General features: G+C 65.4%; 16 protein-coding genes. 12 read left to right on the top strand and 4 right to left on the bottom strand.

The features are described from left to right. Positions 1-37 precede the first annotated feature (37 nt). Genes JCM7686_RS10620 through JCM7686_RS10600 form a run of 5 tightly spaced genes read left to right on the top strand, consistent with a single transcriptional unit; the run spans position 38 to position 13,350 of the window. Positions 38-8,950 (top strand): type I polyketide synthase, encoded by an 8,913-nt coding sequence (locus tag JCM7686_RS10620; protein WP_020950835.1) that lies wholly within the window; start codon positions 38-40, stop codon positions 8,948-8,950. Further along, entirely contained in the window at positions 8,947-11,322 is a 2,376-nt protein-coding gene (locus JCM7686_RS10615) for a type I polyketide synthase (protein WP_020950834.1), read from the top strand. Before JCM7686_RS10620 ends, JCM7686_RS10615 begins: the two co-directional genes overlap by 4 nt. Then, positions 11,319-12,128 carry a thioesterase II family protein gene (locus JCM7686_RS10610; protein WP_020950833.1) on the top strand — a complete coding sequence of 270 codons (810 nt, stop codon included), beginning with the start codon at positions 11,319-11,321 and terminating at the stop codon, positions 12,126-12,128. Before JCM7686_RS10615 ends, JCM7686_RS10610 begins: the two co-directional genes overlap by 4 nt. Beyond that, positions 12,128-12,601 carry an SRPBCC domain-containing protein gene (locus JCM7686_RS10605; protein ID WP_020950832.1) on the top strand — a complete coding sequence of 158 codons (474 nt, stop codon included), beginning with the start codon at positions 12,128-12,130 and terminating at the stop codon, positions 12,599-12,601. The genes JCM7686_RS10610 and JCM7686_RS10605 overlap by 1 nt, the downstream gene beginning before the upstream one ends. Continuing rightward, positions 12,598-13,350, top strand: a complete 753-nt coding sequence (locus tag JCM7686_RS10600; protein WP_020950831.1) for a 4'-phosphopantetheinyl transferase family protein — start codon at positions 12,598-12,600, stop codon at positions 13,348-13,350. The genes JCM7686_RS10605 and JCM7686_RS10600 overlap by 4 nt, the downstream gene beginning before the upstream one ends. A gap of 115 nt (positions 13,351-13,465) precedes the next feature. Here the strand turns inward: JCM7686_RS10600 and purL are convergent, their stop codons facing one another. Together purL and JCM7686_RS10590 are read right to left on the bottom strand one after the other, a co-directional pair. Further along, positions 13,466-15,637 carry a phosphoribosylformylglycinamidine synthase subunit PurL gene (gene purL / locus JCM7686_RS10595; protein ID WP_020950830.1) on the bottom strand — a complete coding sequence of 724 codons (2,172 nt, stop codon included), beginning with the start codon at positions 15,635-15,637 and terminating at the stop codon, positions 13,466-13,468. A 310-nt stretch (positions 15,638-15,947) separates the two neighbouring features. Continuing rightward, the gene (locus JCM7686_RS10590) at positions 15,948-16,853 is read right to left on the bottom strand and encodes a LysR family transcriptional regulator (protein WP_020950829.1); all 906 of its coding nucleotides are present in this window, start codon (positions 16,851-16,853) and stop codon (positions 15,948-15,950) included. Positions 16,854-17,170: 317 nt separating this feature from the next. Between JCM7686_RS10590 and JCM7686_RS10585 the strand changes: the two genes are divergently transcribed. The 7 genes from JCM7686_RS10585 (at position 17,171) to JCM7686_RS10555 (ending at position 23,035) form a co-directional block, all read left to right on the top strand. Next, the gene (locus JCM7686_RS10585) at positions 17,171-17,983 is read left to right on the top strand and encodes a glutamate racemase (RefSeq protein ID WP_020950828.1); all 813 of its coding nucleotides are present in this window, start codon (positions 17,171-17,173) and stop codon (positions 17,981-17,983) included. Positions 17,984-18,001: 18 nt separating this feature from the next. Then, on the top strand, positions 18,002-18,445 hold the full coding sequence (gene ccmE, locus JCM7686_RS10580) for a cytochrome c maturation protein CcmE (protein WP_020950827.1): 444 nt from the start codon (positions 18,002-18,004) through the stop codon (positions 18,443-18,445). A 96-nt stretch (positions 18,446-18,541) separates the two neighbouring features. Further along, entirely contained in the window at positions 18,542-19,153 is a 612-nt protein-coding gene (locus JCM7686_RS10575; RefSeq protein ID WP_020950826.1) for a holin-associated N-acetylmuramidase, read from the top strand. Then, positions 19,144-19,647 (top strand): holin family protein, encoded by a 504-nt coding sequence (locus JCM7686_RS10570; protein WP_020950825.1) that lies wholly within the window; start codon positions 19,144-19,146, stop codon positions 19,645-19,647. The genes JCM7686_RS10575 and JCM7686_RS10570 overlap by 10 nt, the downstream gene beginning before the upstream one ends. A 125-nt stretch (positions 19,648-19,772) precedes the next feature. Then, complete coding sequence (locus tag JCM7686_RS10565) at positions 19,773-21,743, top strand: heme lyase CcmF/NrfE family subunit (RefSeq protein WP_020950824.1); 1,971 nt, start codon at positions 19,773-19,775, stop codon at positions 21,741-21,743. A 2-nt stretch (positions 21,744-21,745) separates the two neighbouring features. Further along, positions 21,746-22,198 carry a cytochrome c-type biogenesis protein gene (locus JCM7686_RS10560; RefSeq protein WP_041527820.1) on the top strand — a complete coding sequence of 151 codons (453 nt, stop codon included), beginning with the start codon at positions 21,746-21,748 and terminating at the stop codon, positions 22,196-22,198. Positions 22,199-22,264: 66 nt separating this feature from the next. Continuing rightward, a complete protein-coding gene (locus JCM7686_RS10555; RefSeq protein ID WP_020950822.1) occupies positions 22,265-23,035 on the top strand; it encodes an enoyl-CoA hydratase-related protein in 771 nt (256 codons plus the stop codon). Here the strand turns inward: JCM7686_RS10555 and JCM7686_RS10550 are convergent. Beyond that, the gene (locus JCM7686_RS10550) at positions 23,032-23,733 is read right to left on the bottom strand and encodes an NUDIX hydrolase (RefSeq protein WP_020950821.1); all 702 of its coding nucleotides are present in this window, start codon (positions 23,731-23,733) and stop codon (positions 23,032-23,034) included. The genes JCM7686_RS10555 and JCM7686_RS10550 overlap by 4 nt on opposite strands. Next, complete coding sequence (locus JCM7686_RS10545; RefSeq protein WP_020950820.1) at positions 23,730-24,152, bottom strand: DUF983 domain-containing protein; 423 nt, start codon at positions 24,150-24,152, stop codon at positions 23,730-23,732. Before JCM7686_RS10545 ends, JCM7686_RS10550 begins: the two co-directional genes overlap by 4 nt. Positions 24,153-24,245: the final 93 nt, after the last annotated feature.

Raw genomic sequence — 24,245 nt, 5'->3', positions numbered from 1 at the left:
CCAACCAATTCATATCCGCCTGAAAAGGATCATTCTTATGAGTAGCTCTAAAGCAGAGTCGACCCCGCTGACGCGTGCGCTCGACACCATCAAGAAACTCAAGGCGCAGATCGACACCCAGACCGGCCACCAACCGATTGCGATCGTCGGTGTGGGCATGCGCCTGCCGGGCAATATCGAAACTCTGGACACGCTGTGGGACAGCCTTGCCTCGGGCGCCACTTTGGTCGGGCAGATGAGCCCGAGCCGGAAGGCCCCCTTTGCCGAGGACTGGGAGGGGCTGCCGGCGCGCGGCGGCTATCTCGACGATGTGCTGGCCTTCGATGCCGAGCATTTCGGGATCTCGCCGCGCGAGGCCCGCGCCCTTGATCCGCAACACCGGCTGCTGCTCGAAACCTCGCTGCGCGCCTTCGAGGATGCCGGGATCCGGCCCGAGATGACCGAGGGCCAGCAGGTCGGCGTCTTCGTCGGGATCACCGGGCAGGATTACCGGGACTGGCAGGGCGAGGACAAGGATGCGGTCTGGGCGACGGGCAATGGCCATTGCTTCGCGGCGGGCCGGGTGTCCTATACACTTGGCCTGACCGGGCAGGCGGTTGCGGTCGACACCGCATGTTCCTCTTCGCTCGTCGCGGTGCATCAGGCGATGCAGGCGATCCGGCGCGGCGAATGCGACATGGCGCTGGCGGGCGGCGTGAACCTCGTCCTCTCGCCGCGCTCGACCAAGCTTGTGCAAGAGACGCGCTCGCTGTCGCCCGATGGGCTCTGCAAGGCCTTTGATGCGCGGGCGAACGGCTTTACCCGTGGCGAAGGGGCAGGGATCATCTTGCTGAAACCGCTCGACGCGGCCTTGCGCGACAAGGACCGCATCCATGCGGTGATCGCGGGTTCGGCGCTGAATCAGGACGGGCGCAGCTCGGGCTTTACCGCGCCGAATGTGCTGTCGCAGATCGCGCTCTTGAAAGCCGCGATGGAGGATGCGGGCCTGACGCCTGCCGATCTTGCCATGATCGAGGCCCATGGCACCGGCACCTCGCTTGGCGATCCGATCGAGCTTGAAGCGATCGTCCATTCGATCGCGCGCGGCAATGACGGCCGCCAGCTGCACATCGGGGCGGTCAAGGCCAATATCGGCCATCTGGAATCTGCGGCCGGGATCGCGGGTATTTTGAAGGCCGTGGCCTGCCTGCGTCACGGCGCGGTGCCCCCGATTGCGCAATTCGGCACGCTGAATCCGCGCATTGATCTGGAAGGCACGCAGGTCTCCTTCCCGACCACGGTCGAGCCCTTCTCGGACGGGCGTCGGGTGATCGGGATCAGCTCTTTCGGGATGAGCGGCACCAATGCGCATGTGCTGGTCGGCGCGCATGACGCGGGTGAGGTGCAGCCGGATGCGGGTGCGGATGGGCTGTTCCTGTCGGCACGCAGCGCGACGGCTTTGGCCGAGCTCGCGCGGCTTTACGCGGATCGGCTGGCCGAAGTTGCCGCCGAGGATTATCCGGCCTTCGCCTGGACCGCGAGCCATGGCCGGACCCGCCACGAGATCGGCGCCTTCGTGAAGGCCAGCACCCCCGCCGAGGCCCGCGCGGCCCTGCTGGCCCTGGCCGAGGGGCGTGCGGATGCGCGCATCGTTACCGGACCCGAGGCCGAGGATCTGCGCGACGCGGATCCCGCCCCGCGCCGCGTCTTCGATCTGCCGGGCTATCCGCTCTCGCGCAGCCCCTGCGCGCCGGATCATGCGCTGGCCGCGATTGCGGCATTCGCGCAGCCAAAGGACGCGCGCGTGGCTCAGATGCCGTTGATGGCGACCCGCTGGGTGCCGCTTGAGCTGACCGCCTCTGACGAGGCGTCTGGCGATGGTTTCGCCGTGGTCGGCGAGGATACGGCGCTGCTGGAGGGGCTGCGGGATGCGGCGGTCAGCGTGGTCGCGCTGGACGAGGCCCCGGCTTGGGAGGCGCTTTGGCAGGCGCAGGCCGCCGCCGGGGTCAAGACCGCCGTGCTCGCCCTGCGCGCCGAGGCGCTGCCCGAAACGGCTGACACGGGCGATCCCGCCGCCGCAGGCGCGGCCTTCTGCGCCAAGCTGAACGCAGCGGTCCAATCGGCGGCGCGCTCGGGCATTCGCGTCTTTGCCGTCACGCGCGGCACGCAGATGCAGCCCGAGGCCGTGAGCCATCATGCGCTGGTGAATGGACTCGCGCCGGTTCTGGGGCTGGAATGCCCGGCAGGCTGGGGCGGGACCATTGATCTGGCCGTAGACGCGCTTGGCTCGGACCATCTCGCGTTGGCCCGATTTGTGACCTCGGCGGGACACGAGGACCGCATCGCGATCCGCGACGGGCAGCTCTATGGCGCCCGGCTGGTCCCCGAAGAGATCGCGCAAAGCCCGCTGCCGGTATCGGACGGCGTGCATGTGCTGACCGGGGGGCTTGGCAGCATTGGCCGCACGGTCGCCGCCGATCTTCTCGCCTGTGGCGCGAAATCGCTGCTGCTGCTTGGTCGTACGGCGGAGGCGGCTCTGTCCAAGGGTGCGGCTCAGGCGCTGGCCGATCTGCGCACCAGCGGGGCCGAGATCCGCTATGCCGCGCTTGATTGCGATGACGGGGCCGCAGTGGCGGCGCTGATCGGCGGTCTGGCCGCCAGCGGCCAGCGCATCGCGGGCATCGTTCATGCAGCGGGCGCGCTGGCGCCGGCTGCTTTGGACGGTCTCGATGCCGATGGCTTTGCCGCCGCTCTGCGTGGCAAATACTCGGGCGCCTGGTGGCTGCATCAGGCCACGCGCGACATGGATCTCGACTATTTCGCCACGCTGTCGTCGGTCACCGCCGTCTGGGGCACCGAGGGTTTTGGCGCTTACGGCGCGGCCAATGGTGGTCTTGAGACCATCAGCGTGGCGCGCCGCGCGGCGGGTCTGCCGGTCGCTTGCGTGGCCTATGGGCCTTGGGCGCTTGACGACAGCATGGCGGATGAGGCCGCGCGCGCCGGGTTTGCGCGTCTGGGCGTGCATGCGGTCGAGGCCGCGCCGGGTGTGGCCGCGATCAATGCCGCGCTTCCTGAGGGTGCCGTCAGCGTCGTGGCCTGCGCGCTTGATGCCAAGCGTTTCGTGAAGGTCATGGGCGCGCATCGCCCGCGTGCCCTCTTCAACGCGCTGCTGGCCGATCAAGACACGGCTCTGCCTTCGGTCGAACCGGAGGTGGTCGCGGTCAATGCCGCACCTTTCCTCGAAGAGCTTGCGGCGCGGCCTGCCGCCACACGACCCCGTGCAATTGCGCAGAAGCTGCGTGAGATTGTCGGTGCGACGCTTGGTCATGCCGACCCAAGCGCGATCCGCGAGGACAAGGGCTTCTTTGACCTCGGGCTCGACTCGATCATGGCCGTCGACATGTCGGCGCTTCTCGCCGAGACCTTCGGCTTGAAGGTGCAGGTCTCGGAGATCTTCGACAATCCGACGATCTCGTCTCTGGCCGCGCATCTGCAAGCGCAGATGGCAGGCCAGCCCTTGCCGCAGGCGCCCGCCGCCCCGGCGGCGGTGCCCGCCCTGCGGGTTCAGGCGGACGAGCCCCATGCCGATACGACGCGGGCGAGCAAAGACCACGACGGTCCCGTCTCGGACACGACCGTGCCCGATGCCGAGCCGATTGCGATCATCGGCATGGCTGGGCGCTTCCCCGGCGCCGATGATCTCGACGCCTATTGGACCTTGCTCGCCACCGGACAGGATGCGGTTGGCCGGGTGCCGGAGGATCGTTTCGACATTGGTGCGCTCTTCAACACCGATCCGCGCAGCACCGGCACGATCAGTTCCGATCAGGGCGGGTTCCTGAAGAATATCCGCGCCTTTGACGCCGAATTCTTCAATCTGCCGCGCCGGGAAGCCGAAAGCATGGACCCCCAGCAGCGCCTGCTTCTGGAAACCGCTTGGCATGCAATCGAGAATGCGGGGATCAGCGCGCAGGCTCTGGCCGGGACCAAAACCGGGGTCTTTGTCGGGGCGACCAATGTCGATTACGCCCGCGTCATGGAGAAAGGCGGGCTGCCCGGCTTGGACGCCTATTACGGCACCGGCACCTCGCTGAACACCTTGCCCGGACGCATCGCCTATGTGCTGGGCACCCATGGCCCGTCGCTCGCGGTGGATACGGCCTGCTCGTCCTCGCTGGTTGCCGTGCATCTGGCCGTGAACTCGCTGCGCAATGGCGAAAGCGATCAGGCGCTGGTGGGTGGCGTGAACATCATCACGGCGCCGGATTGCTCGGTCGCGGTCAGCCGCGCGCATATGCTGTCGCCGGTCGGGCGCTGCAAGGCCTTCTCGGCCGAGGCGGACGGCTTTGTGCGGGCGGAAGGCTGCGGCGTGTTGATGCTCAAGCGTCTCTCGGATGCGCAAGCCGACGGAGACCGCGTGCTGGCGCTGATCCGGGGCTCTGCCGTCGGGCATGACGGCGCGTCGTCAGGGCTGACCGTGCCCTCGGGCAAGGCGCAAGAGATGGTGATCCGCGACGCGCTCGAGAATGCGCAGCTCGCGCCCGCCGAGGTCTCTTATCTCGAGGCCCATGGCACCGGCACCTCGCTTGGCGATCCGATCGAGATCGCGGCGGCCTGGTCGGTGCTGAAAACCGGGCGCGCGGCGGATCGCCCACTGGCTCTGGGCTCGGTCAAGAGCAATATCGGCCATGCGGAATCTGCGGCCGGTATGGCGGGGATCATCAAGACGGTGCTCGCCATGCGTCACCGCCAGCTGCCGGGCAATCTCAACAGCACGCCGCCCAATCCGCATATCCGCTGGGATGACATGGCGGTCGCGGTGGTTGACCGGCTGACCGACTGGACCGCCGAGCGCCTGATTGCCGGTGTGTCGGGCTTTGGCTTCAGCGGCACCAATGCGCATGTGCTGCTCGAAGAGGCGCCCGAACTTGCCGCGCCGACGATAGAGGCCATCGGCCCCTATCTGCTGCCGGTTTCGGCGGATCAGGCCGAGGCGCTGCCGCGTGTGGCGGCGGTCTGGGCCGAGCGGCTCGAACAGGCCTCGGACGCCGATCTTGCCGGTCTGGCGCTGACCGCCGGGACGGGGCGCGCGCATCTTCCCGCACGCCGCGCCGTCTTGGGCGACACCCGTGCCGCTCTGGTCGAGGCGCTGCGCAAGGTCTCGGCGCGCAAGCCTGCGTCGGGTACGCCGCGTGTTGCCTTCCTCTTCTCGGGGCAGGGCAGCCAGTATTTCGGCATGGGCCTCGATCTCTATGAAACCGAGCCGGTGTTCCGCGCCGTCATCGACGATTGCGACAAGATCCTGAGCCCGCTTCTGGGGCAAAGCCTCTTGCAGGTGATGCTCTATGGCGCGGACAAGACCCTGCTGAACCAGACCCGCTACACCCAACCCGCGCTGGTCGCGCTGGAGCTGGCTTTGGCCGCGCTTTGGGAAAGCTGGGGGGTCTCGCCCTGCATCGTCATGGGCCATAGCGTCGGCGAGGTGGCGGCGGCCATCCATGCTGGCGTGATTGATCGGCGCAGCGGGCTTGAGCTCATCGCCCGCCGCGCCAGCCTGATGCAGGACATGAAGCCCGGCGCGATGCTGGCCGTGGTCGCCACCCCCGAAACCGTCACGGGACTTCTTGAGGGCACCGGGCTTGATGTCGCGGCGATCAACGGCCCCGAGGCCGTGGTGGTCGCAGGTCCGCAAGACCGCGTCGATGCCTTTGCCGAGACGCTCAAGAAGATGGGGATCGAGGCCCGCGCGCTGGTCGTCAGCCATGCCTTCCATTCGCGCATGATGCAGCCGATGATTGCCGAGTTCCGCGAGCAGGTCGATCAGTTCGACTTCCACGAAGCCCGGACCCCGATCATAGCCAATCTGCACGGACGGCTTGCCGACAGCGCCACCTACAGCGCGCAATACTGGTGCGACCATGTGCTGGCGCCGGTGCGGTTCCATGAGGGCGCGCAGGCGATGCTGGCCGAGGAGGTCGATATCTGCCTCGAAGTCGGGCCCGACCGCACTCTGGTCAGCCTGATGCGCGCGGCCGGGCTGATGCCCGAGGGCGGCATGACCAACTCGCTGCGTCGCGGTCTGGCCGAGCGCCCGACCCTGCTCGGCGCTGTGGCCCATCTCTATGACCGGGGCCAGAGCTTCGATTGGGCCAAGGTTCAGGGCGCGCTTCAGGCGCGGCGCGGGGATGGTCCGCTCTATCCCTTTGCCAAGACCGAATACTGGACCCAGATCACGCCGCAACCGGCCTTGGCCGTGCGCGGGGTCGAGACGCGGCGCCATTGGGGTGCGGAACTGCTGTCTCCGGCGCTGCCCGGCCGCGTCTTCCAGTTCGAGCGCGACAGCAACTTCCCGGCCTATCTCGGCGATCACCGGCTTTACGGCACGGTGGTGACCCCGGTCGCCTCGCATCTGGCGACCATCCTCTCGGCGCTCGGTCGGGACGGGACGCCGGTCGCCATCGAGGATCTGGTCTGCCCGCGGGCGCTCGTGATCCTCGACGGGGAACGCTATGACGCGCAGATCATCACCGGCGCGGGCGAAAAGCCGCAGCTTTCGGTGCAAAGCCTGATCGATGCCGAGACGGGAACCTGGCAGACCCATGCCATGTGCCGCCTCAGCGACAATGGTGCGACCTTTGCGCCGATGCTTGACCGCGAGGCCTTCATCGCGGGGGCAGAGCGTCACATCTCCGGCGCGGAGTTTTACGCCTACTTCCGCACGCTCGGCTATACTTTGGGGTCCTCCTTCCGCTGGATTGCCGATGTCTGGATCGACGGCGAAGAGGCGCTGATCCGCTATGCCCAGCCCGAGCTGCCTGACGATCCCGCAGCCTATGAGATCTATCCGGGCCTGATCGACAGCTGCTTCCAAAGCATCGCGGGCTTCATGGTCGATGATCATGCCGAGGAAGCGCCCTCGCTGGCCATTCCCTTTGCCGCGCGCCGTCTGGCCTTTGCCGGGCGCCCGCGTGGGGCGGCGGATCTGTGGGGGCATGTGCGGATCAAATCGGCCGATCCTCTGCCGAATGGCCGCCTGCGGGTCGAGACCGCCGATCTGGCGATGTTCCATGCCGATGGTCAGCCGGTCTTCAGCGCGGACACCTTCCGCGTCCGCCATGCCCCGCGCGCGGTTCTGGAGCATGGGCTGCGCAAGCCGCCGAAACATGCCTATGAGCCGGTTTTCGTGGCTCCGGACAGCCGCCCGGCCCGTGACGAAAGCGTGCGCGAGCTGCGCCTTCTGACCGATGGCGTGCCGTTGCTCAACGATCTGGTCCCGGCGCTTGAGGCGCGGGGCGTGACCACGCGGCTCGACCAATTGCCAGAGGCGAGTGATCCCGCGACCGAGGGGCTGCGCATTGTCGACGCGCGCTTTGCTTCGGTCGATGGTGTCGCGGCTGAAGATGTCGAGCACGCGGTGGCGCTGCTGGCCGAGACCTTGCGCAATGTGCCCCATGCGGTGCCCTATATCCTGCTGGTCGACGGTAGCCCCGAAGCCAGCCCGCTGCGGGCCGCACTTTGGGGGATGCTCTCTGCTCTTGAGGCCGAGCAGAGCGATCGCCGCTTGGTGCGGGTCAAGATCGGGGCAGATGCCGCCATCGAGACCCTGGCAGAGACCGTTCTGGCCGTGCCGCAGGAAAATCGCCTGTCGGTCGGTTCTGACGGGCTGCGTGTCGAGCGTCTTCTGCCCGCCGCCGTCACCCTTCCCGAGGGCCTGCCGCAAGGCGCGGCGCTGATCACGGGCGGGCTTGGCGCGCTGGGTCTCAGCACCGCCGAGATGCTGGCCAATGCCGGTGCGGCGGGGATCGTCCTGATGGCACGGCGCGCACCCGATGCGATTGCGCAAGAGGTCATCAACCGCATCGCCGCGCAGGGCATTCCGCTGCGTATCGTGCAGGGCGACGTGACCAATGCACTTGACGTGAAGGCCGCCATCGAAGCTGCGCGCAGCTTTGGCAAGCTCGGCAGCGTCTTCCACCTTGCCGGTGCGAATGACGACATGGCCTTCGACAGCATCGACCGGGACTCCTACGCCCGGGTCTTCCACGCCAAGACGCGGGGCGCGCAGGTGCTGGCGCGTGCGCTTCACGACGATGCCGAGGTGCGGCTGGTCTTCTTCTCGTCGGTGTCGAGCGTGCTCGGTTCGGCGGGGCAGGTCAGCTACGCCGCAGCCAATGGCTATCTGGAAGGCCTCGCGGAAGCACTTCGCGCGGGCGGCAAGCAAGCTTGCGCCGTCGCCTGGGGTCCCTGGGTGCCAGAGGCCAAAGGCGGGATGGCGGCCTCGGATGTCGTCCTGCGGTCTGCGGCGCGCTATGGCGTCCGCCCGCTCAACGATGCCGAAGCAGCAGAGCTGGTGGCTATCGCAGCTTCGGGGCAATCCGGGCGTCTGGTGGCGGTGGCGGCGGATTTCGCCCGCTACCGGGCCGAGCTCGGCGCGCAAAGCCGCGCGTCCTTCCTCTCGGCCTTGGATGCGGGCGAAGTCACGACCCCGCGCAAGACCGAGGTCACCGAAGCGGCGCGGGGCTGGCTGCGCGATCTGGCTTTGGCCGAGCCTGCCGAGGACCGCATCGACAGCCTGCGCGAGGCGCTGGCCCGTCTGGTCTGCGCAAACCTCGGCGACGAGAGCCCAATCGATCACGACACCGGATTTGTCGAATTGGGGCTCGACTCGATCATGGCAATCGATCTGCGCGCCCAGCTGAACCATGCGCTCGATCACGATCTGCCCGCGACTGTGGCCATCGAATATCCCACGGTCGCCCAATTGGCGGAATTCATCGCCGAGACCGGTCTTGGCCAGATCGAACCCGCGCCCGCCGCGGCTCTGGCCCAGACGACAACGCCCATCAAGACTCAGACCGCAACCCCAACTCCCTCGCAACCTGACACGGAAAACCTGACCGACCGCAGCATGAGCGATCTGCTGGCTGCGGTGCAGGACGAGCTCAACTGGACAGAAGGAAAGCACAAATGAGCGCCCAAGATCTGCGACCCATCGTTGAACAGCAACTTGCCTTGTCCCGTCGCCTCAAGGCCCATATCCAGCAGCTGGAGGACAAAGCCAGCGCGCCGCTTGCGGTGGTCGGCCTCGGATTGCGCCTGCCCGGCGGGATCACCACCCCCGAGGCCTATTGGGATCTGCTGACCAGCGACCGCGATGTGATCTCCGAGATCCCGGACAACCGTCCCGGTCTGCGCGGGGTCTATGACCCGCGCCGCGAGACGCCCGGCAAATCCTATGTCAATCGCGCGGGCTTTCTGGCCGATGTCGATCGCTTCGATGCCCGCTTCTTCGGGATGTCGAAACGCGAGGCCGAGGCCTTGGATCCCCAGCAGCGCCTGCTTCTCGAAACCGCATGGGAGGCGATGGAGCGCGCGGGCATTGCCGTTCGGCGCAGTGACCGCCTGCCGGTCGGGGTCTTCGTCGGGATCATGGCCTCGGAATATGGCGAGCGCCGCTCGGGGCAGGCCGATAAGACGGCGATTGACCCCTATTTCGGGACCGGCGGCGGGCATTGCTTTGCCGCGGGGCGGGTGTCCTATGCCATGGGCTTCTCGGGCCCGGCGCTGAGCGTAGATACTGCCTGCTCGTCGTCGCTGGTCGCGCTGCATCTCGCGGCCCAGAGCCTGCGGCGCGAGGAATGCCGCTATGCGCTGGTCGGCGGGGCGAACCTGCTCTTTTCGGGCGATCTGATGGTGTCGCTCTGCCAGTCGGGGGCGCTGGCCCCGGACGGTCGCTCGAAGACCTTCACCGCCCATGCCGATGGCTATGGCCGGGGCGAGGGGGTCGCTTGTCTGGCGCTGATGCGGTTGGCGGACGCTCAGGCCGAGGGTCGCCCGGTGCTGGCGGTGCTGCGCGGCACCGCGACCAACCACGACGGGGCCTCCTCTGGTCTGACGGTGCCGAACGGGCGCGCACAGCGCGACGTGATCGCGGCGGCCTTGCAGGACGCGCGCGTGGCCCCCGCCGAGATCGGCTATGTCGAGGCCCATGGCACCGGCACCTCTCTGGGCGATCCGATCGAGGTCAATGCGCTGGATGCCGTGCTCGGCAATGGGGCCGGGCCGCGGCCCGCCCGGCTGGCGCTTGGCAATGTGAAATCGCGGATCGGCCATCTTGAGGCTGCGGCGGGCATTGCCGGTGTCATCAAGCTAGTGATGTGCCTGCACAAAGGCCTGATCCCGGCGGCATTGCGTCAGAGCGACGGCGCCCTTTCCGCCGCGATCCCCTGGGCCTCGACCCAGATCGAGGTCTCGCGTCAGACCGCGCCTTGGCCCGAGGCCTATGCCCGCCGCTGCGCAGGGATCTCGGCCTTCGGGCTGAGCGGCACGAATGCCCATGCGATCTTTGAAGCGCCGCCCAAGCAGGATCTGCCCGCTGCCGCAGAGATTGGTGCCACAGAGACTGGCGCCGAGCTGGTCGTGGTCTCGGCCCGCGATCCCGCTGAGCTGACGCAGCAGGCCCGTCAGGTCGCCGCGCGGCTGCGGGTGCTGGGACAAGCGGGGCTTGCAAGCCTCGCCCATACGACGCGCAGCGGCCGTGCGCTGCTTGCCTGCCGCGTCGCGGTGGTGGGCCACTCTGCCGAGGCGATCGCTTCGGCGCTGGAAGCCGCCAAGCATGTCCCGACCGAGGCGGCGCCCACGCGGTTTCGTCTGACGGTCGGGCCAGAGACGCCCGCGCTGGTGGCCCTGCTTGGCGCCCTCGTCGCGAGCTTCCCGGCATTGGCGCTCCATGCCGATGAGGCGGATCCGGCGGCCCGGCTTCATCAGGCGCTGGCGCGGCTCATCCCGCGTCTGCGCCTGCATCGCGGCGACGCCCCGGGCGTGAGCCTGCAATGGGGGGACACCTCGGTCGCGCTCGAGGCCGAGGGGCTGCGGGATCAGTTGCTTGAGGCACTGGCCGCGCTCTTCCAATCGGGGGCGGATCTGCGGTTCGACGCTTTGCGGCCCCAAGGCGTGCTGCTCGACGGCGGACTTGGCACCTATCCTTTTGCCGCCGACCGCTACTGGATCGACGAGCCGCGATTTGCCACGCAAACCGCGACCGAGGCCGCGCGGCACGCGGGCGACAGGCCGCTTGATGCGGGCGCGGATGAGATCACCGATTTCGTCCATGCCGAGCTGGTCTCGTTGCTTCGGGCAGAGGATCCGCTTGATCTCGATGACACGTTCCTTGCGGCGGGCGGCGATAGTTTCATCGCGATGCTGCTGAAAAAGGCGGTCGAGCAGAAGCTTCAGGTCGAGGTGCCGCCAGAGATCGTCGATGCGACCATCCCCCTCTCGGAGATGTTCGCGCGCATCAGCCAGCACGTCCGCGCGGCTCCGGTTCTGGAGGCGGCAGAATGACCGCCTGGCTGCGCCCCCGCCCCGTCGAAAACCCGCGTTTGCGTTTGGTGATGTTTCACCATGCGGGCGGGTCGGGAAGCACATTCTTCAACATCGTCAAGCAGATGGGAGAAGATGTGGATGTCGTCCTGCATGAGCTTCCCGGCCGAGGGCGGCGCTATGCTCAGGCGCCAATCGACCAGATGAGCGAGATGGTCGCGCAGGTTGCGCGCGATCTTGGCGAGCTGACGGGTGAGCTGCCGCTTGCGCTTTTTGGCCATAGTCTCGGGGCGATTGTCGCCTCGGAACTTGCCCGCAAGCTGACCCGCGACGGCACTCCTCCGCTGTGGCTTGGGGTGTCGGGGCGGCAAGCGCCGACAGTCGCGCCCCGCGCCTCGCGCCTGCACCTTCTGCCCGATGACGAGTTCCTGCACACGATGCTCGAGCTTGGCGGGACGCCCGAGCGCGTCCTGCAGGAGCCCGAGTTCGTTCGGATGTTCCTGCGTCTGGCGCGCGCGGATTTTACCGCCGTGGACAGCTATGGCGCCCGGCCGGACCGCACGATCCTCGGCTGTCCGATCCATGCCTATGCCGCGGTGGACGACCCTTGGGCGCCGCCCGCGCTGATGGAGAACTGGGCGCTTGAAACCGGCGGCCCCTTCCATCTGAGCCGCTTCGACGGCGGCCATTTCTACTTCACCGATGACAGTTGCGCGCGGCTTGGTCGCCAGATCGCGCGCGACCTCACTGCGCTTGGCGACCCCGGTTTTCGGGGCACGGCGCTCAACGATCAACCCGTGACACAATCCGTGGAGCTCGTAGACTGATGGCCAGAACAATTGAAACCTCAATCGACATCGACGCGCCGATCCCCGCGGTCTGGCAGGTGCTGACCGACTTCGACCGCTTTTCGGAATGGAGCACCTTCATTCTTGCCGTCGAGGGCGATGTGACGCCGGGCAATACCGTGAAAGTCCGGCTCAACGACGGCGGCGGCGAGGTCACCATGAAACCGCGCATCCTTGCGCGCGAAGCACCGCGCCAGCTGATCTGGCGCGGGATGCTCGGCGGCTCGTGGATCTTCTCGGGTGAGCATCGGTTCACCTTGTCCCCGCTTCCGGGCGGCGGAACCCGTCTGTCGCATAGCGAAAGGTTCGGAGGTCTTCTGGTGCCCTTGCTGTGGAAAACCTTGGTGCGCCGCACGCAACCGGCCTTTCTCGCCTTCAACGAGGCGCTGCGGCGCCGGTGCGAGGGCGACGCACACCAGGAGGCACCGCTTGCGGTGGTTGGCGCAAGATGAGATCACTCGAAAGCCAACTCACAGCGGCCCCGCCCGTCACCCGCGCCTTCCTTGAGGAGCTGCCGGGGAAATCCCTGCTCGGCCCCTCGGTCTCATCGGCGCTGGTGCGCTATGATGTCGGCGCCTTTTCCGAGGCCATGGCCTCGGCTCTGGACCTGCCGCTTCCCAGCGTGTTGCGGCAGACGGCGGTCTCGCGCAAATCCGACTATACCGCGGGGCGTTATTGTGCCCGGGTGGCGATGTCGCGCTTTAGCGATGAGGCAGGGCGTCCCTATGCGGTGCCGCCCGGTCCCGCCGAGGCGGCGCCGCATTGGCCGCGGGGGCTGGTCGGCTCGATTTCACATGCGCGGGGCAGGGCGGTGTCACTGATCGCCTCGGCCAGCCAGTTTCGCAGCATCGGGGTCGATATCGACCGCGTCATGGAGCCGGAACAAGCCCGCAAGATCGAGGCCGAGATCTGTCCGACAGAGCTTCACGCCCTGCCACGGGTGCCCGCGATCCGCGCGCTGCATGTCACGGCAATCTTTTCGGCCAAGGAGAGTCTTTTCAAATGCCTCTATCCGCTGGTCAATCAGATGTTCTGGTTCGACGCGGCCTCGGTGGTGATTTCGCGTGATCTCTCGGGAAATTTGCTGGGATTTCGCGCGACCCTGACCTGTGACCTGCCGCCCTTCTCCAAAGGTTGGACGGTCCGCGGCCGGCTTCGCTGCGAGGAGGGCTATGTGCTGAGCGCGATTGCGCTGCCGTGACCGTTTTTGCCCTGCCCGTGCCGATCAGCGGGCGGGCAGGAGATCAGGGTCCCGCAACGAAAAAAGCGCCGGAGGTCCGGCGCTTTTTTTAAGATCCCGTCAGGGCGTCAGCGCCTCAGGCGCGGTCGATGCCGATCTTTTCGGCAAAGGCCGAGCGGTAAAGCTGCGACAGACCTGCCAGCGCGGCGCTGTCGGTGCCGAAGCTGACATTTGCGCCACCAAAGGTCCCGACCTTGGCGGCTGGGACGCCAGCGGCTTTGGCGGCCTCCAGAATGGCCTCGGCCTTGTCTGCCGGGGCGGTGACGAGATAGCGGGCCTGATCTTCGCCATAAAGCGCGGCGATCTCGGCGCTGTCCAAGGCCACGCCGAAACCGGCAGCCTCGGCCATTTCAAAGGCACCAAGCGCCAGCCCACCGTCGGAAAGATCCGCAACCGCCGAGAAAAGCGCGCGATGGGCGAGGATGAATTCGCCATTCTTGCGCTCGGCGGTCAGATCGACATGGGGCGCGTCGCCCGCTTCGATCCCGAAGGCCTCGGCGGCAAAAGCCGATTGGCCGAGATGGCCATGGGTCGCGCCGATCACGACCGCGACATCGCCCGCAGCCGGAAGGCCCGCGATAATCTGGTCGAGGTTCGCGATCAGGCCAACGCCGCCGATGGTTGGGGTCGGCAGGATGCCCTTGCCGTCGGTCTCGTTGTAAAGCGAGACGTTGCCCGAGACGATCGGGAAGTCGAGCGCCAGACAGGCCTCACCGATCCCTTTGATCGCGCCGACGAGCTGGCCCATGATCTCGGGCTTCTCGGGATTGCCGAAGTTGAGGTTGTCGGTCGCGGCCAAGGGCGTCGCGCCTGCGGCAACCAGATTGCGCCAGGCTTCGGCGACGGCCTGCTTGCCGCCCTCGAAGGGGTTGGCCTTGACATAACGCGGCGTCACGTCGCTGGTGAAGGCGAGCGCCTTTTCGGTGCCGTGGACGCGCACGACGCCCGCGCCGATGCCCGGACGGCGGATCGTGTCGGCGCCGACCTGGGTGTCATATTGCTCCCAGACCCAAGCCTTATGGGCATAGGAGGGCGAGCCGATCAGGGCTTTGAGAGCATCAATCGGCGTGATCGCGGGCAAAGCGGGCAGGGCGCCTGCCGCCGGGGTCTCGACCCAAGGGCGGTCATATTCCGGCGCGCTCGACGACAGTTTCGAGAGCGGCAGATCGGCCATGATCGTGTTGCCGTGCTGGATCAGGAAACGATCCTCGGCAATGGTTTCGCCGACGATGGCAAAGTCGAGATCCCATTTCTCGAAGATCGCGCGGGCCTCGGCCTCTTTTTCGGGCTTGAGGACCATGAGCATGCGTTCCTGAGATTCGGAGAGCATCATCTCATAGGCGGTCATATTGGTTTCGCGCTGAGGCACATTGTCGAGCACCAGCTTGATGCCGAGACCGCCCTTGTCGCCCATTTCGACCGCCGAGCAGGTCAGACCCGCCGCGCCCATGTCCTGAATGGAAATGACGCTGTCGGTCTGCATCAACTCGAGGCAGGCTTCGAGCAGGCATTTCTCGGTGAAGGGGTCGCCGACTTGGACGGTCGGACGCTTCTCCTCGATCGTGTCGTCGAATTCAGCCGAAGCCATGGTCGCGCCACCAACCCCGTCACGGCCGGTCTTCGCGCCGAGGTAAACCACCGGCATCCCGACGCCCGAGGCCGCCGAATAGAAGATCTTGTCGGCATCGGCGAGACCCGCCGCAAAGGCGTTCACGAGGCAGTTGCCGTCATAGCTCGAATGGAAACGGACCTCGCCGCCGACGTTCGGCACGCCAAAAGCATTGCCATAAGCGCCAATGCCCTCGACCACGCCCTTCACGAGATGGGCGGTCTTCGGGTGCTCGGGGCGGCCAAAGGACAAAGCGTCCATCGCGGCGACCGGGCGCGCACCCATGGTGAAGACATCGCGCAGAATGCCGCCAACGCCGGTTGCGGCGCCCTGATGCGGCTCGATGTAGGAGGGGTGGTTGTGGCTTTCCATCTTGAAGACCACGGCCTGACCATCGCCGATATCGACCACACCCGCATTCTCGCCGGGGCCGCAGATCACTTGCGGGCCGGTGGTGGGCAAGGTGCGCAGCCATTTCTTCGAGGATTTATACGAGCAATGCTCGTTCCACATGGCCGAGAAGATGCCAAGCTCGGTGAAGCTCGGCTCGCGGCCGATGATCTCGAGGATGCGCTGATATTCATCGGGCTTGAGGCCATGCGCGGCGATCAGTTCCTCGGTGATCAGTGGTTCGGTCATCGTGATGCCCTTTTTGCCCGGAAATTACCGGCCTTTTACGCACAGGCCGATGATTAGGAAAGGGCAGAGAGAGGGCTTGGCGCAGATTGACCGCATTTTCGCCCGGACCTGACCCGACCGGGGACCGCAGGGCAAAAAAAAGCCGGGCATAAAGCCCGGCCTAAGTCCAACAGGGAGGTTGAAGGTGATAAGAGTTTCCTCAGATCATCGCCTTCGCAGCCCGAGATATGGGCAGGAGGTAAACCATTCAAGGGCGAACTTGCTGCAAAGCGGCATGACGGATATGCGCCCGGCGAATGGCTGGTTAAGATTAGTTGGTCTCGCTGTCGTTTTGGCCTTTTTTCATGGCCTGAATCTCTTCGAGGACGAAGTCGCGGAAGGCTGAAACCCGGCGCGAGGTGCGCAGCTCTTCGGGGAAAGCGAGGAAGACAGGAACCTCGCTCGACTCGATTTCCGGGAGGACGCGGATGAGCGCGGGCACGTCGGTTGCCACATAATCAGGCAAAACCCCAATGCCGACATTGCTTTGCACCGCCTGCAACACGCCGAAATAGCTGTTGACCAGAAGCGTCGAGGGCGAGTTCTGGCTGAGCAGCATCTTCGACAGGATCGCGCCCGAGGTCACTTGCGGCGTCGTCGGGTTCTGGCAGATGATGCGATGGCGCGCGAGATCCTCGAGCCGTTTCGGCACGCCGTTCTTCGACAGATATTCCTGCGTGGCATAAAGCCGCATCCTGATGTTCAGAAGCCTGCGCCGGATCAGATCCTGCTGGTTCGGCTCTTTCATGCGGATGGCGACATCGGCCTCGCGCATCGGCAGGTCAAGCACGCGCTCTTCAAGGATCAGGTCGATCTTGAGATCGGGATAGCGGTCGTAAAGCTTGGCCAGACGCGGCACCAGCCACAGCGTGCCGAAGCCGGTGGTCGTGGTCAGCTTCAGCTCACCATAGACATGCTCTTCGCTGTCCTTGATCCGCGCGGCGGTGGTGTCGAGCTTGCGCACCATAGCCGAGGTCGCATCAAAGAGCAGCTCGCCCTGTTCGGTCAGGATCAGGCCGCGGGCGTGACGGTGAAACAGCGTCGTGCCCAGCATATCTTCAAGCGCGCGGATCTGGCGGCTGACGGCCGATTGCGACAGATGCAGGGTCTCTCCGGCGTGGGTCAGGCTGCCCGCATCCGCTACCGCGTGGAAAATTCGCAGCTTGTCCCAATCCATGTCTTTTGCTTTCTTGTCTTATCAGCCATGCGTCTTGTGCAACCCTTAGCACGAAGACCAGTTGAAACAATACAGCGGAAATCACCTGATTTTATCGCCATACGGCATTGTGACTGACCTAAACTCTGGACAAGTTTATCAGACCAAAGTGGCGATTCTGTGTTAGCGCAATCATTCAGTTTCTGATGGGCTTGGTCCTGCTTTGACCGGCAAGTCCTCTGGTGGCCTGATTGCGACCAAGTGACCGCCGCCGTCGGAAATCATGGCACTTCCGGCTGATTGGTCCTAAAACACGCCATCAAAGCGAGGAGGCGCGGATGGCGGTCGGAGTATTTGATTCGGGACTTGGTGGGCTGACGGTGCACGAGGCCATTGCCGCCCGTCTGCCCGATCTGCCGCTGGTATATTATGGCGACAATGCCCATGCGCCCTATGGCGTGCGCGATTCCGACGATATCTACGATCTGACCTGCAAAGGCGTCGAGCGGCTCTGGGATGAGGGTTGTGATCTGGTGATCTTGGCCTGCAATACCGCGAGCGCGGCGGCTCTGCGGCGGATGCAGGAAAGCTGGCTGCCCAAGGACAAGCGCGTGTTGGGCGTCTTCGTGCCGCTGATCGAGGCGCTGACCGAGCGCCAATGGGGCGATAATACCCCCCCGCGTGAGGTCGAGGTCAAGCATGTCGCGCTTTTCGCGACCCCGGCGACCGTCGCCAGCCGCGCCTTCCAGCGCGAGCTCGCCTTTCGCGCCATCGGCGTCGATGTCGAGGCCCAACCCTGCGCGGGCGTCGTCGATGCGATCGAGCAGGGCGATGAGCTCTTGGCCGAGGCTTTGGTCCAGTCCCATGTCGAGGCGCTCAAGCGCCGCATGCCGCATCCCGAGGCGGCGATCCTCGGCTGCACCCATTACCCGCTGATGCAAGCAGCCTTCCAGAAGGCCTTGGGCGCGGAGGTCAAAGTTTACTCGCAAGCCAATCTTGTGGCCGAGAGCCTTGACGACTATTTGCAGCGGCGGCCCGAGTTCACCGGCAGCGGCACCCGCTCGGCCTATCTGACCACCGGCGATCCTGACCGCGTTTCGGGCAAAGCCACGCAATTCCTGCGCCATGGGATCAGGTTCGAAAGCGCCTGAACTTTATACGAGAACGATATGAAAAGCCTGAAAAAGAAACGTCGCATCCAGATCTTAATTGCCGCCGCTGTCGCGCTTGTGCTGGCGGTCGGGTTGATCGGTTACGGCTTTCGCGATGGCATCAATCTCTATCGTTCTCCGGCGCAGCTTTCGGAAATGCCGCCCCATGACGGCGAGGTTTTCCGGCTGGGCGGTCTGGTCGAGGATGGCACGCTGGTGCGCGGTGCGGGCGAGACGATCACCTTCCGCGTCACCGATGGCGGCGCGAGCGTGCCGGTTCGCTTCACCGGCGTTTTGCCCGATCTCTTCGGCGAGGGCGAGGGCATGATCGCCACCGGGCAGATGGTCGGCGACACCTTTGTCGCGACCGAGATTCTCGCCAAGCATGACGAAAGCTATATGCCGAAAGAGGTCGTCGACTCGCTGAAGAAACAGGGCGTCTACGTCGATCCGAACTCCTGAGCCGAGCTGTCCGGGCGCTTGGCAACGCGCGCCCGGTTAAGCAATGGTTAAACGCTGACTTGCACCCTGCCGACTTGCCAAAAGCAAGGGGGCGGCATGAAAAGCGTGGAGCAGATTGCGACAGAGATCGTCGCGCGCGAAGGGGGCTTCGTCAATGATCCGAACGATCCCGGCGGCGCGACCAAATATGGCGTCAGCCTGGCGACGATGCGCCGTCTTGGGCTGGACCTGACGCGCGACGGCAAGATTGACGTTGCGGATGTGAAAGCCCTGTCCGCCGCTCAGGCACAGGCGATTTTCATCGAGCATTATTTTCGCAAACCGGGTCTTGGCGAGCTGCCCGAGACCCTTTGGGCGAGCGTCTTCGACATGTATGTCAACAGCGGCTCGATGGCGGTCAAGTTGCTGCAACGGCTGGTTACGCGCATGGGGTTTGCGGCCAAGGACGATGGGCTGATCGGCCCGAAGACGCTGGCGGCGGCGCGCGCGGCAGCAAAGGCCGCGCCGGGACATCTCGGGGACGCTTACGGGATCGCGCGTCGAAACTACTATTACGCGCTCGCCGACAGCCGACCCGCCTCGCGCAAATATGCGCGCACCACGACCGGCGAGAAGGGCGGCTGGATCCGGCGCGCCGAAGAATTCATCTCGCCCAAATATCACCTGACAGCGGCAGAGCACCGGATGAGGATTGCAAAATGGGCGTGATCGAACGGGTTATCGGGATGGGCGGGCCGGTCTCGGCAGTGGCGAATGCGGCGACCAATCTGGCCGAGGTCTTTCAGGTCAATGCGACCCGGCGGCTGGAGCTGGAAGAAGAGGCCTATGCCCGCGCCATCACCGAACATGGCGCAGAGTTCGCGGCGCTTCGAGATGGATTTTTTGACCGTCTTGTCAATGGATTGAACAGGCTTCCTCGGCCCGTTCTGACTTTGGGAACGCTCAGTCTCTTTGTCTATGCGATGGCAGATCCGGCCGGTTTCAGCCTGCGCATGGAGGGGTTGGGCCTGGTGCCCGAGCCGCTCTGGTGGCTGTTCGGCGCGATCATCAGCTTCTATTTTGGCGCGCGCGAGGCCCATTATTTCCGCAGCCGCAGCGTCCCACAGCCGAAGGCCAAGCCGCAGGAGGCTGAGGTCGCCACGGTCACGGCGGGATCAGATTTCTCTGATAATGCTGCGCTGCGCGATTGGGCGCAGCAGTAAACCGCTAAATATCGCGAAAATGCGGACCAGAGCCGTGACGATGCTGTGACATCCTGACTGCACGCCGGGTCTGGTCCCGAGACCGCCATCGGGCTATCTTCCGCTCAATCTTCCCGGAGACAGCCATGATCGCCGAAATCGGCCATTTCGCCCTCATTCTCGCATTCGCCGTCGCGATCTTTCAGATGATCGTGCCCTTGATCGGCGCTTCACGCGGCTGGAGCCCCTGGATCGAGGCCGCACGTCCGGCCGCGATCGCGCAATTCGGGCTTGTTGCCATCTCTTTCGCCGCGCTGACCTATTCCTTCGTGGTCTCGGATTTCTCGGTTCTGCTAGTCTATGAGAACTCGCATACCGCCAAACCGATGCTCTACAAAGTCGCGGGCGTCTGGGGGAACCACGAGGGCTCGATGCTGCTCTGGGTGCTGATCCTTGCGCTCTTCGGTGCCGCGGCCGCCACCTTCGACCCGAACCTTCCGCCCAAGCTGCGCGCCCGCGCGCTGGCAGTTCAGGCCTCGATCGGAGTAGCGTTTTACGCCTTCATTCTGTTCACCTCGAACCCGTTCTGGCGGATGTCGCCCGCGCCCTTCAACGGCCGCGACCTGAACCCGCTGCTGCAAGATCCCGGGCTCGCCTTCCATCCGCCGTTCCTTTACCTCGGCTATGTCGGGCTGAGCATGGCCTTCAGCTTCGCGGTCGCCGCGATGATCGAGGGCCGGGTCGATGCCGCTTGGGCCCGCTGGGTTCGGCCTTGGACGCTGAGCGCCTGGGTCTTCCTGACCATCGGCATCGCGATGGGCTCGTGGTGGGCCTATTATGAGCTTGGCTGGGGCGGCTTCTGGTTCTGGGATCCGGTCGAGAACGCCAGCTTCATGCCTTGGCTGCTCGCGGCGGCGCTGCTGCATTCGGCCATCGTTGTCGAGAAGCGCGAGGTGCTCAAAAGTTGGACGATCCTTCTCGCGATCATGGCCTTTGGCTTCTCGCTCATCGGCACGTTCATCGTGCGCTCGGGCGTGATCACCTCGGTCCACAGCTTTGCCAATGACCCGAAACGCGGCGTCTTTATTCTTGCGATCCTTGCGTTTTTCGTCGGGGGTGCGCTGACGCTTTATGCCGCCCGCGCAGCGGCCATGCAGGCCAAGGGCATGTTTGCCCCGGTTTCGCGCGAAGGCGCGCTGGTCCTGAACAATATTCTGCTCGCGGTTTCGGCCTTCGTCGTCTTTATCGGCACGGTCTGGCCTTTGATCGCCGAGCTGGTCTGGGGCCGGGTTCTCTCGGTCGGCACGCCCTTCTTTGAGAAGGCCTTCACGCCCTTCATGGTGGTTCTGGCAATCATCCTGCCGATTGGGGCGATCCTGCCGTGGAAACGCGGCAAGATCGCCAAGACCCTCGCCCCCTTGCGCGGCGCGCTGCTGTTCGCGCTGGCTGTCGCCACGCTGGTCTTCGCGGTCTCGACCGGGAAATCCGCGCTGGCGGTGATCGGCGCCGGGCTCGGCAGCTGGCTGATCGCGGGCGCTGCCGCCGATCTGTGGCAGCGGACCGGAAACTCGGGCTTTGCTCGTCTGGGTCGCTTGCCGCGTGCCGATTGGGGCAAAGCGGTCGCCCATGCCGGGCTTGGCGTGACCTTCATCGGGGTCAGCCTGCTTATGGCCTGGCAGGTCGAGGACATTCGCGTGGCGCAGATTGGTCAGAGCTTCGAGGTCGATGGCTATGAGATCACGCTCGATGCCGTCAACGAGGTGCCGGGGCCGAACTATACCGCGACCGTGGCGACCATGCATGTCGATCGCGGCGGCAAGAGAATTGCCGTGATGTATCCCGAGAAGCGGTTCTATCCGGTTCAGGCCATGCCGACGACCGAGGCTGCGATCCAGAACGGGGTCTTCCGCGACATCTATCTGGTGATCGGCGACAAGCAGACCAATGGCGGCTGGGCGGTGCGCAGCTATATCAAGCCGTTTGCCAGCTGGATCTGGCTTGGTGCGACGCTGATGGCGCTTGGCGGGTTCCTGTCGCTGTCGGATCGGCGTTACCGGGTTGCGGCAGGCGCGCGGCGTCAGGCGCAGCCCCGGCCGCAAGCAACCCCGGCGGAATGATCATGCGCGCGCTTCTCCTTTGCCTGTCGCTGCTTATCGCTCTGCCTGCTTTCGCGGTCCAGCCCGATGAAATCCTCTCGGATCCCGCGCTTGAGGCGCGGGCGCGCGAGATCTCGAAGATCTTGCGCTGCCCGGTCTGTCAGGGCGAAACCATAGACGATTCGAATGCCCCGATCAGCCGCGATCTGCGTCTTTACCTGCGCGAGCGGCTGGTGGCGGGCGATACCGATCAGCAAGCGGTGACGGCGATTACCGATCGCTTCGGCGAGTTCGTGCTGTTCGAGCCACCGGCCAAGGGGCTGAACTGGATCCTCTGGCTCGCCGGGCCGGTCATGGCGGTGCTCGCGCTTCTGATCGGTTGGCGCTTCCTGCGCTCGCGCAATGCGACCGAGGCGACGCCGGAGGCACTCAGCCGCGCCGAAAGCGAGCGGTTGAAAGAGATCATGCGGGACTGACGCAAAGTTCCGCTTTCCCCCGGTGCCAAAAGCGGCCAGCTTCGGCGCGATGGATGAGGAGGGATAATGTCCTATCAAAGCATTGAATTCGAGGTCCAGGACGGCGTCGCCACGATCAGCCTGAACCGGCCCGAGGTGATGAACGCGCTGAGCTCGACCATGCGGCGCGAGATCGCGGCGGCGATGGGCGCTTTGCCCGAGGGCGTGCGCTGCGCGGTGATCACGGGCAAGGGCCGCGCGTTTTGCTCGGGGCAGGATCTGGGCGATAAGGCCTCGGCGGCTGATCTGGAGGCGACGCTGCGCGACGAATATGAGCCGATGCTCTGGTCGATCCGCAACGCGCCAGTGCCGGTGATCGCGGCGGTGAACGGCGTGGCGGCGGGCGCAGGCGCCAATCTCGCGCTGGCCGCTGACGTGGTGATCGCGGCGGAATCGGCCTCTTTCATTCAGGCTTTCACCAAGATCGGCCTGCTGCCCGATGCGGGCGGGACCTATATCCTGCCGCGCTCGATCGGCATGGCGCGGGCAGCGGGCGCGATGCTTTTCGCCGATAAGATCTCGGCACGGCAGGCGGCTGACTGGGGCATGATCTGGGAAACCGCGCCCGATGGCGAATTTGCGGACCGGGTCGCGGCGCGCGCGCGCCATCTCGCCAATGGCCCGACCACGGCCTTTCTCGCGGTGCGCGAAGCGTTGGCGGCGTCGGCGGTCAATGACCTTGAGGCGCAGCTGCGTGTCGAGGCACGGCTACAGGGCGGTCTGGGGTGTAGTGCTGATTTCACTGAAGGCGTCGATGCTTTTCTCGAAAAGCGCGCGCCGGTTTTTACGGGTCGTTAAGCGATCCGCATGAAACGCGGCACCGCGCTGCGATTGTCGAAGAACGGAACAGAGGCAGGTTCGGCCAAAGCGCCATCGCCTGCCTCTGCGACCAGAGCGCCCACCTCGGCCAGAACGACTTCCGTGATGAAGGGCAGGTCCAGCCGCCGCGCCTGCGTAATCGGGACCCAATGCAGGTGAGAAAGCTCGTCACAGGCTTGCGAAAAATCGCGGCGATCGCCGTGAATCGCTTCGGCATCAAGCAGCAGAAAGCGGGCATCGAAGCGGCGCGGACGCATCGGCGGCGTAATCGCGCGGAAGAAAAAGATCAGACCCGAGGGATCGGGGCCGAGACCGGCCTCAATGTAGCGCTCCCAATCTGCGGGGGCGGCGCCGGACTTGCCGATCATCAGGCCGGTTTCCTCGGCCAATTCGCGCAAAGCGGCGGCGGCAAGGGCATGGGCGGTGACGGAGGATCCATCCCGGGGTTCGAGCGCGAGCCGACGGGCGGAGGCTTCGGAAATCGCGCCCTCAAGCGCGGCATTGCTGTCCCCGGCATCGACAGCGCCACCGGGGAAGACATATTTCGACGGCATGAAGGCGGCAGCCTTGCCGCGCTGACCCATCAGAACCGAAGGCCCGCCCGGTGCCGTCCGATCAAGGACGACCACCGTCGCGGCATCGCGGATCGGAGCTTGCGCGGCGGCCGTCTCGTTCATCTGGCGGTCAGGGCCGCTTCGTCGTGGTGCTCGTCGCCAAAGCCATGCATCCGCCGGGCCCATTGGAAGCCGACGAAAGCGCCTTTGATGCGCGGAAGCAAAAGCATCGACATGACAATCGCGCCGATCGAGAAGGTGACGAGCATCATCATCGCCGAGGGGCGATACATCATGTAGATCGCCAGAAGCAGCGGCGCCCCGATATGCGACACCAACAGGATGGTCAGATAGGCCGGGCCGTCATCGGCGCGCTGGTGGTGCAGATCTTCGCCGCAATGGGCACAGGTGTCTCTGACTTTCAGAAATCCGTCAAAGAGCTTGCCCTCACCACAAGCCGGGCAGCGGCCAAGGGCGCCACGCAGAAGAGCCGGTTTGAGGGGGCGGTCGTTAACTTCGTCGTTCGCTAGAGTCTGTGACATCACACATGATCCTCTTCAATCTGGTGCCAACATAGTCCTGTCGGACCGGGAAGTGAAGGAGGAGGCCGGAAGGATGGCGAAAGGTCGCAGGTA

The sequence above is a fragment of the Paracoccus aminophilus JCM 7686 genome (assembly GCF_000444995.1).
GTDB classification, from domain to species: domain Bacteria; phylum Pseudomonadota; class Alphaproteobacteria; order Rhodobacterales; family Rhodobacteraceae; genus Paracoccus; species Paracoccus aminophilus.
The sequence above is the reverse complement of the archived record's forward strand: the minus strand, read 5'-3'. Positions and strand labels throughout refer to the sequence as shown.

Excerpts from the sequence above, each read along its gene's own strand:
- JCM7686_RS10620 (WP_020950835.1), top strand. The coding sequence starts at position 38 with ATGAGTAGCTCTAAAGCAGAGTCGACCCCGCTGACGCGTGCGCTCGAC.
- JCM7686_RS10615 (WP_020950834.1), top strand. The coding sequence starts at position 8,947 with ATGAGCGCCCAAGATCTGCGACCCATCGTTGAACAGCAACTTGCCTTG.
- JCM7686_RS10610 (WP_020950833.1), top strand. The coding sequence starts at position 11,319 with ATGACCGCCTGGCTGCGCCCCCGCCCCGTCGAAAACCCGCGTTTGCGT.
- JCM7686_RS10605 (WP_020950832.1), top strand. The coding sequence starts at position 12,128 with ATGGCCAGAACAATTGAAACCTCAATCGACATCGACGCGCCGATCCCC.
- JCM7686_RS10600 (WP_020950831.1), top strand. The coding sequence starts at position 12,598 with ATGAGATCACTCGAAAGCCAACTCACAGCGGCCCCGCCCGTCACCCGC.
- purL (WP_020950830.1), bottom strand. The coding sequence starts at position 15,637 with ATGACCGAACCACTGATCACCGAGGAACTGATCGCCGCGCATGGCCTC.
- JCM7686_RS10590 (WP_020950829.1), bottom strand. The coding sequence starts at position 16,853 with ATGGATTGGGACAAGCTGCGAATTTTCCACGCGGTAGCGGATGCGGGC.
- JCM7686_RS10585 (WP_020950828.1), top strand. The coding sequence starts at position 17,171 with ATGGCGGTCGGAGTATTTGATTCGGGACTTGGTGGGCTGACGGTGCAC.
- ccmE (WP_020950827.1), top strand. The coding sequence starts at position 18,002 with ATGAAAAGCCTGAAAAAGAAACGTCGCATCCAGATCTTAATTGCCGCC.
- JCM7686_RS10575 (WP_020950826.1), top strand. The coding sequence starts at position 18,542 with ATGAAAAGCGTGGAGCAGATTGCGACAGAGATCGTCGCGCGCGAAGGG.
- JCM7686_RS10570 (WP_020950825.1), top strand. The coding sequence starts at position 19,144 with ATGGGCGTGATCGAACGGGTTATCGGGATGGGCGGGCCGGTCTCGGCA.
- JCM7686_RS10565 (WP_020950824.1), top strand. The coding sequence starts at position 19,773 with ATGATCGCCGAAATCGGCCATTTCGCCCTCATTCTCGCATTCGCCGTC.
- JCM7686_RS10560 (WP_041527820.1), top strand. The coding sequence starts at position 21,746 with ATGCGCGCGCTTCTCCTTTGCCTGTCGCTGCTTATCGCTCTGCCTGCT.
- JCM7686_RS10555 (WP_020950822.1), top strand. The coding sequence starts at position 22,265 with ATGTCCTATCAAAGCATTGAATTCGAGGTCCAGGACGGCGTCGCCACG.
- JCM7686_RS10550 (WP_020950821.1), bottom strand. The coding sequence starts at position 23,733 with ATGAACGAGACGGCCGCCGCGCAAGCTCCGATCCGCGATGCCGCGACG.
- JCM7686_RS10545 (WP_020950820.1), bottom strand. The coding sequence starts at position 24,152 with ATGTCACAGACTCTAGCGAACGACGAAGTTAACGACCGCCCCCTCAAA.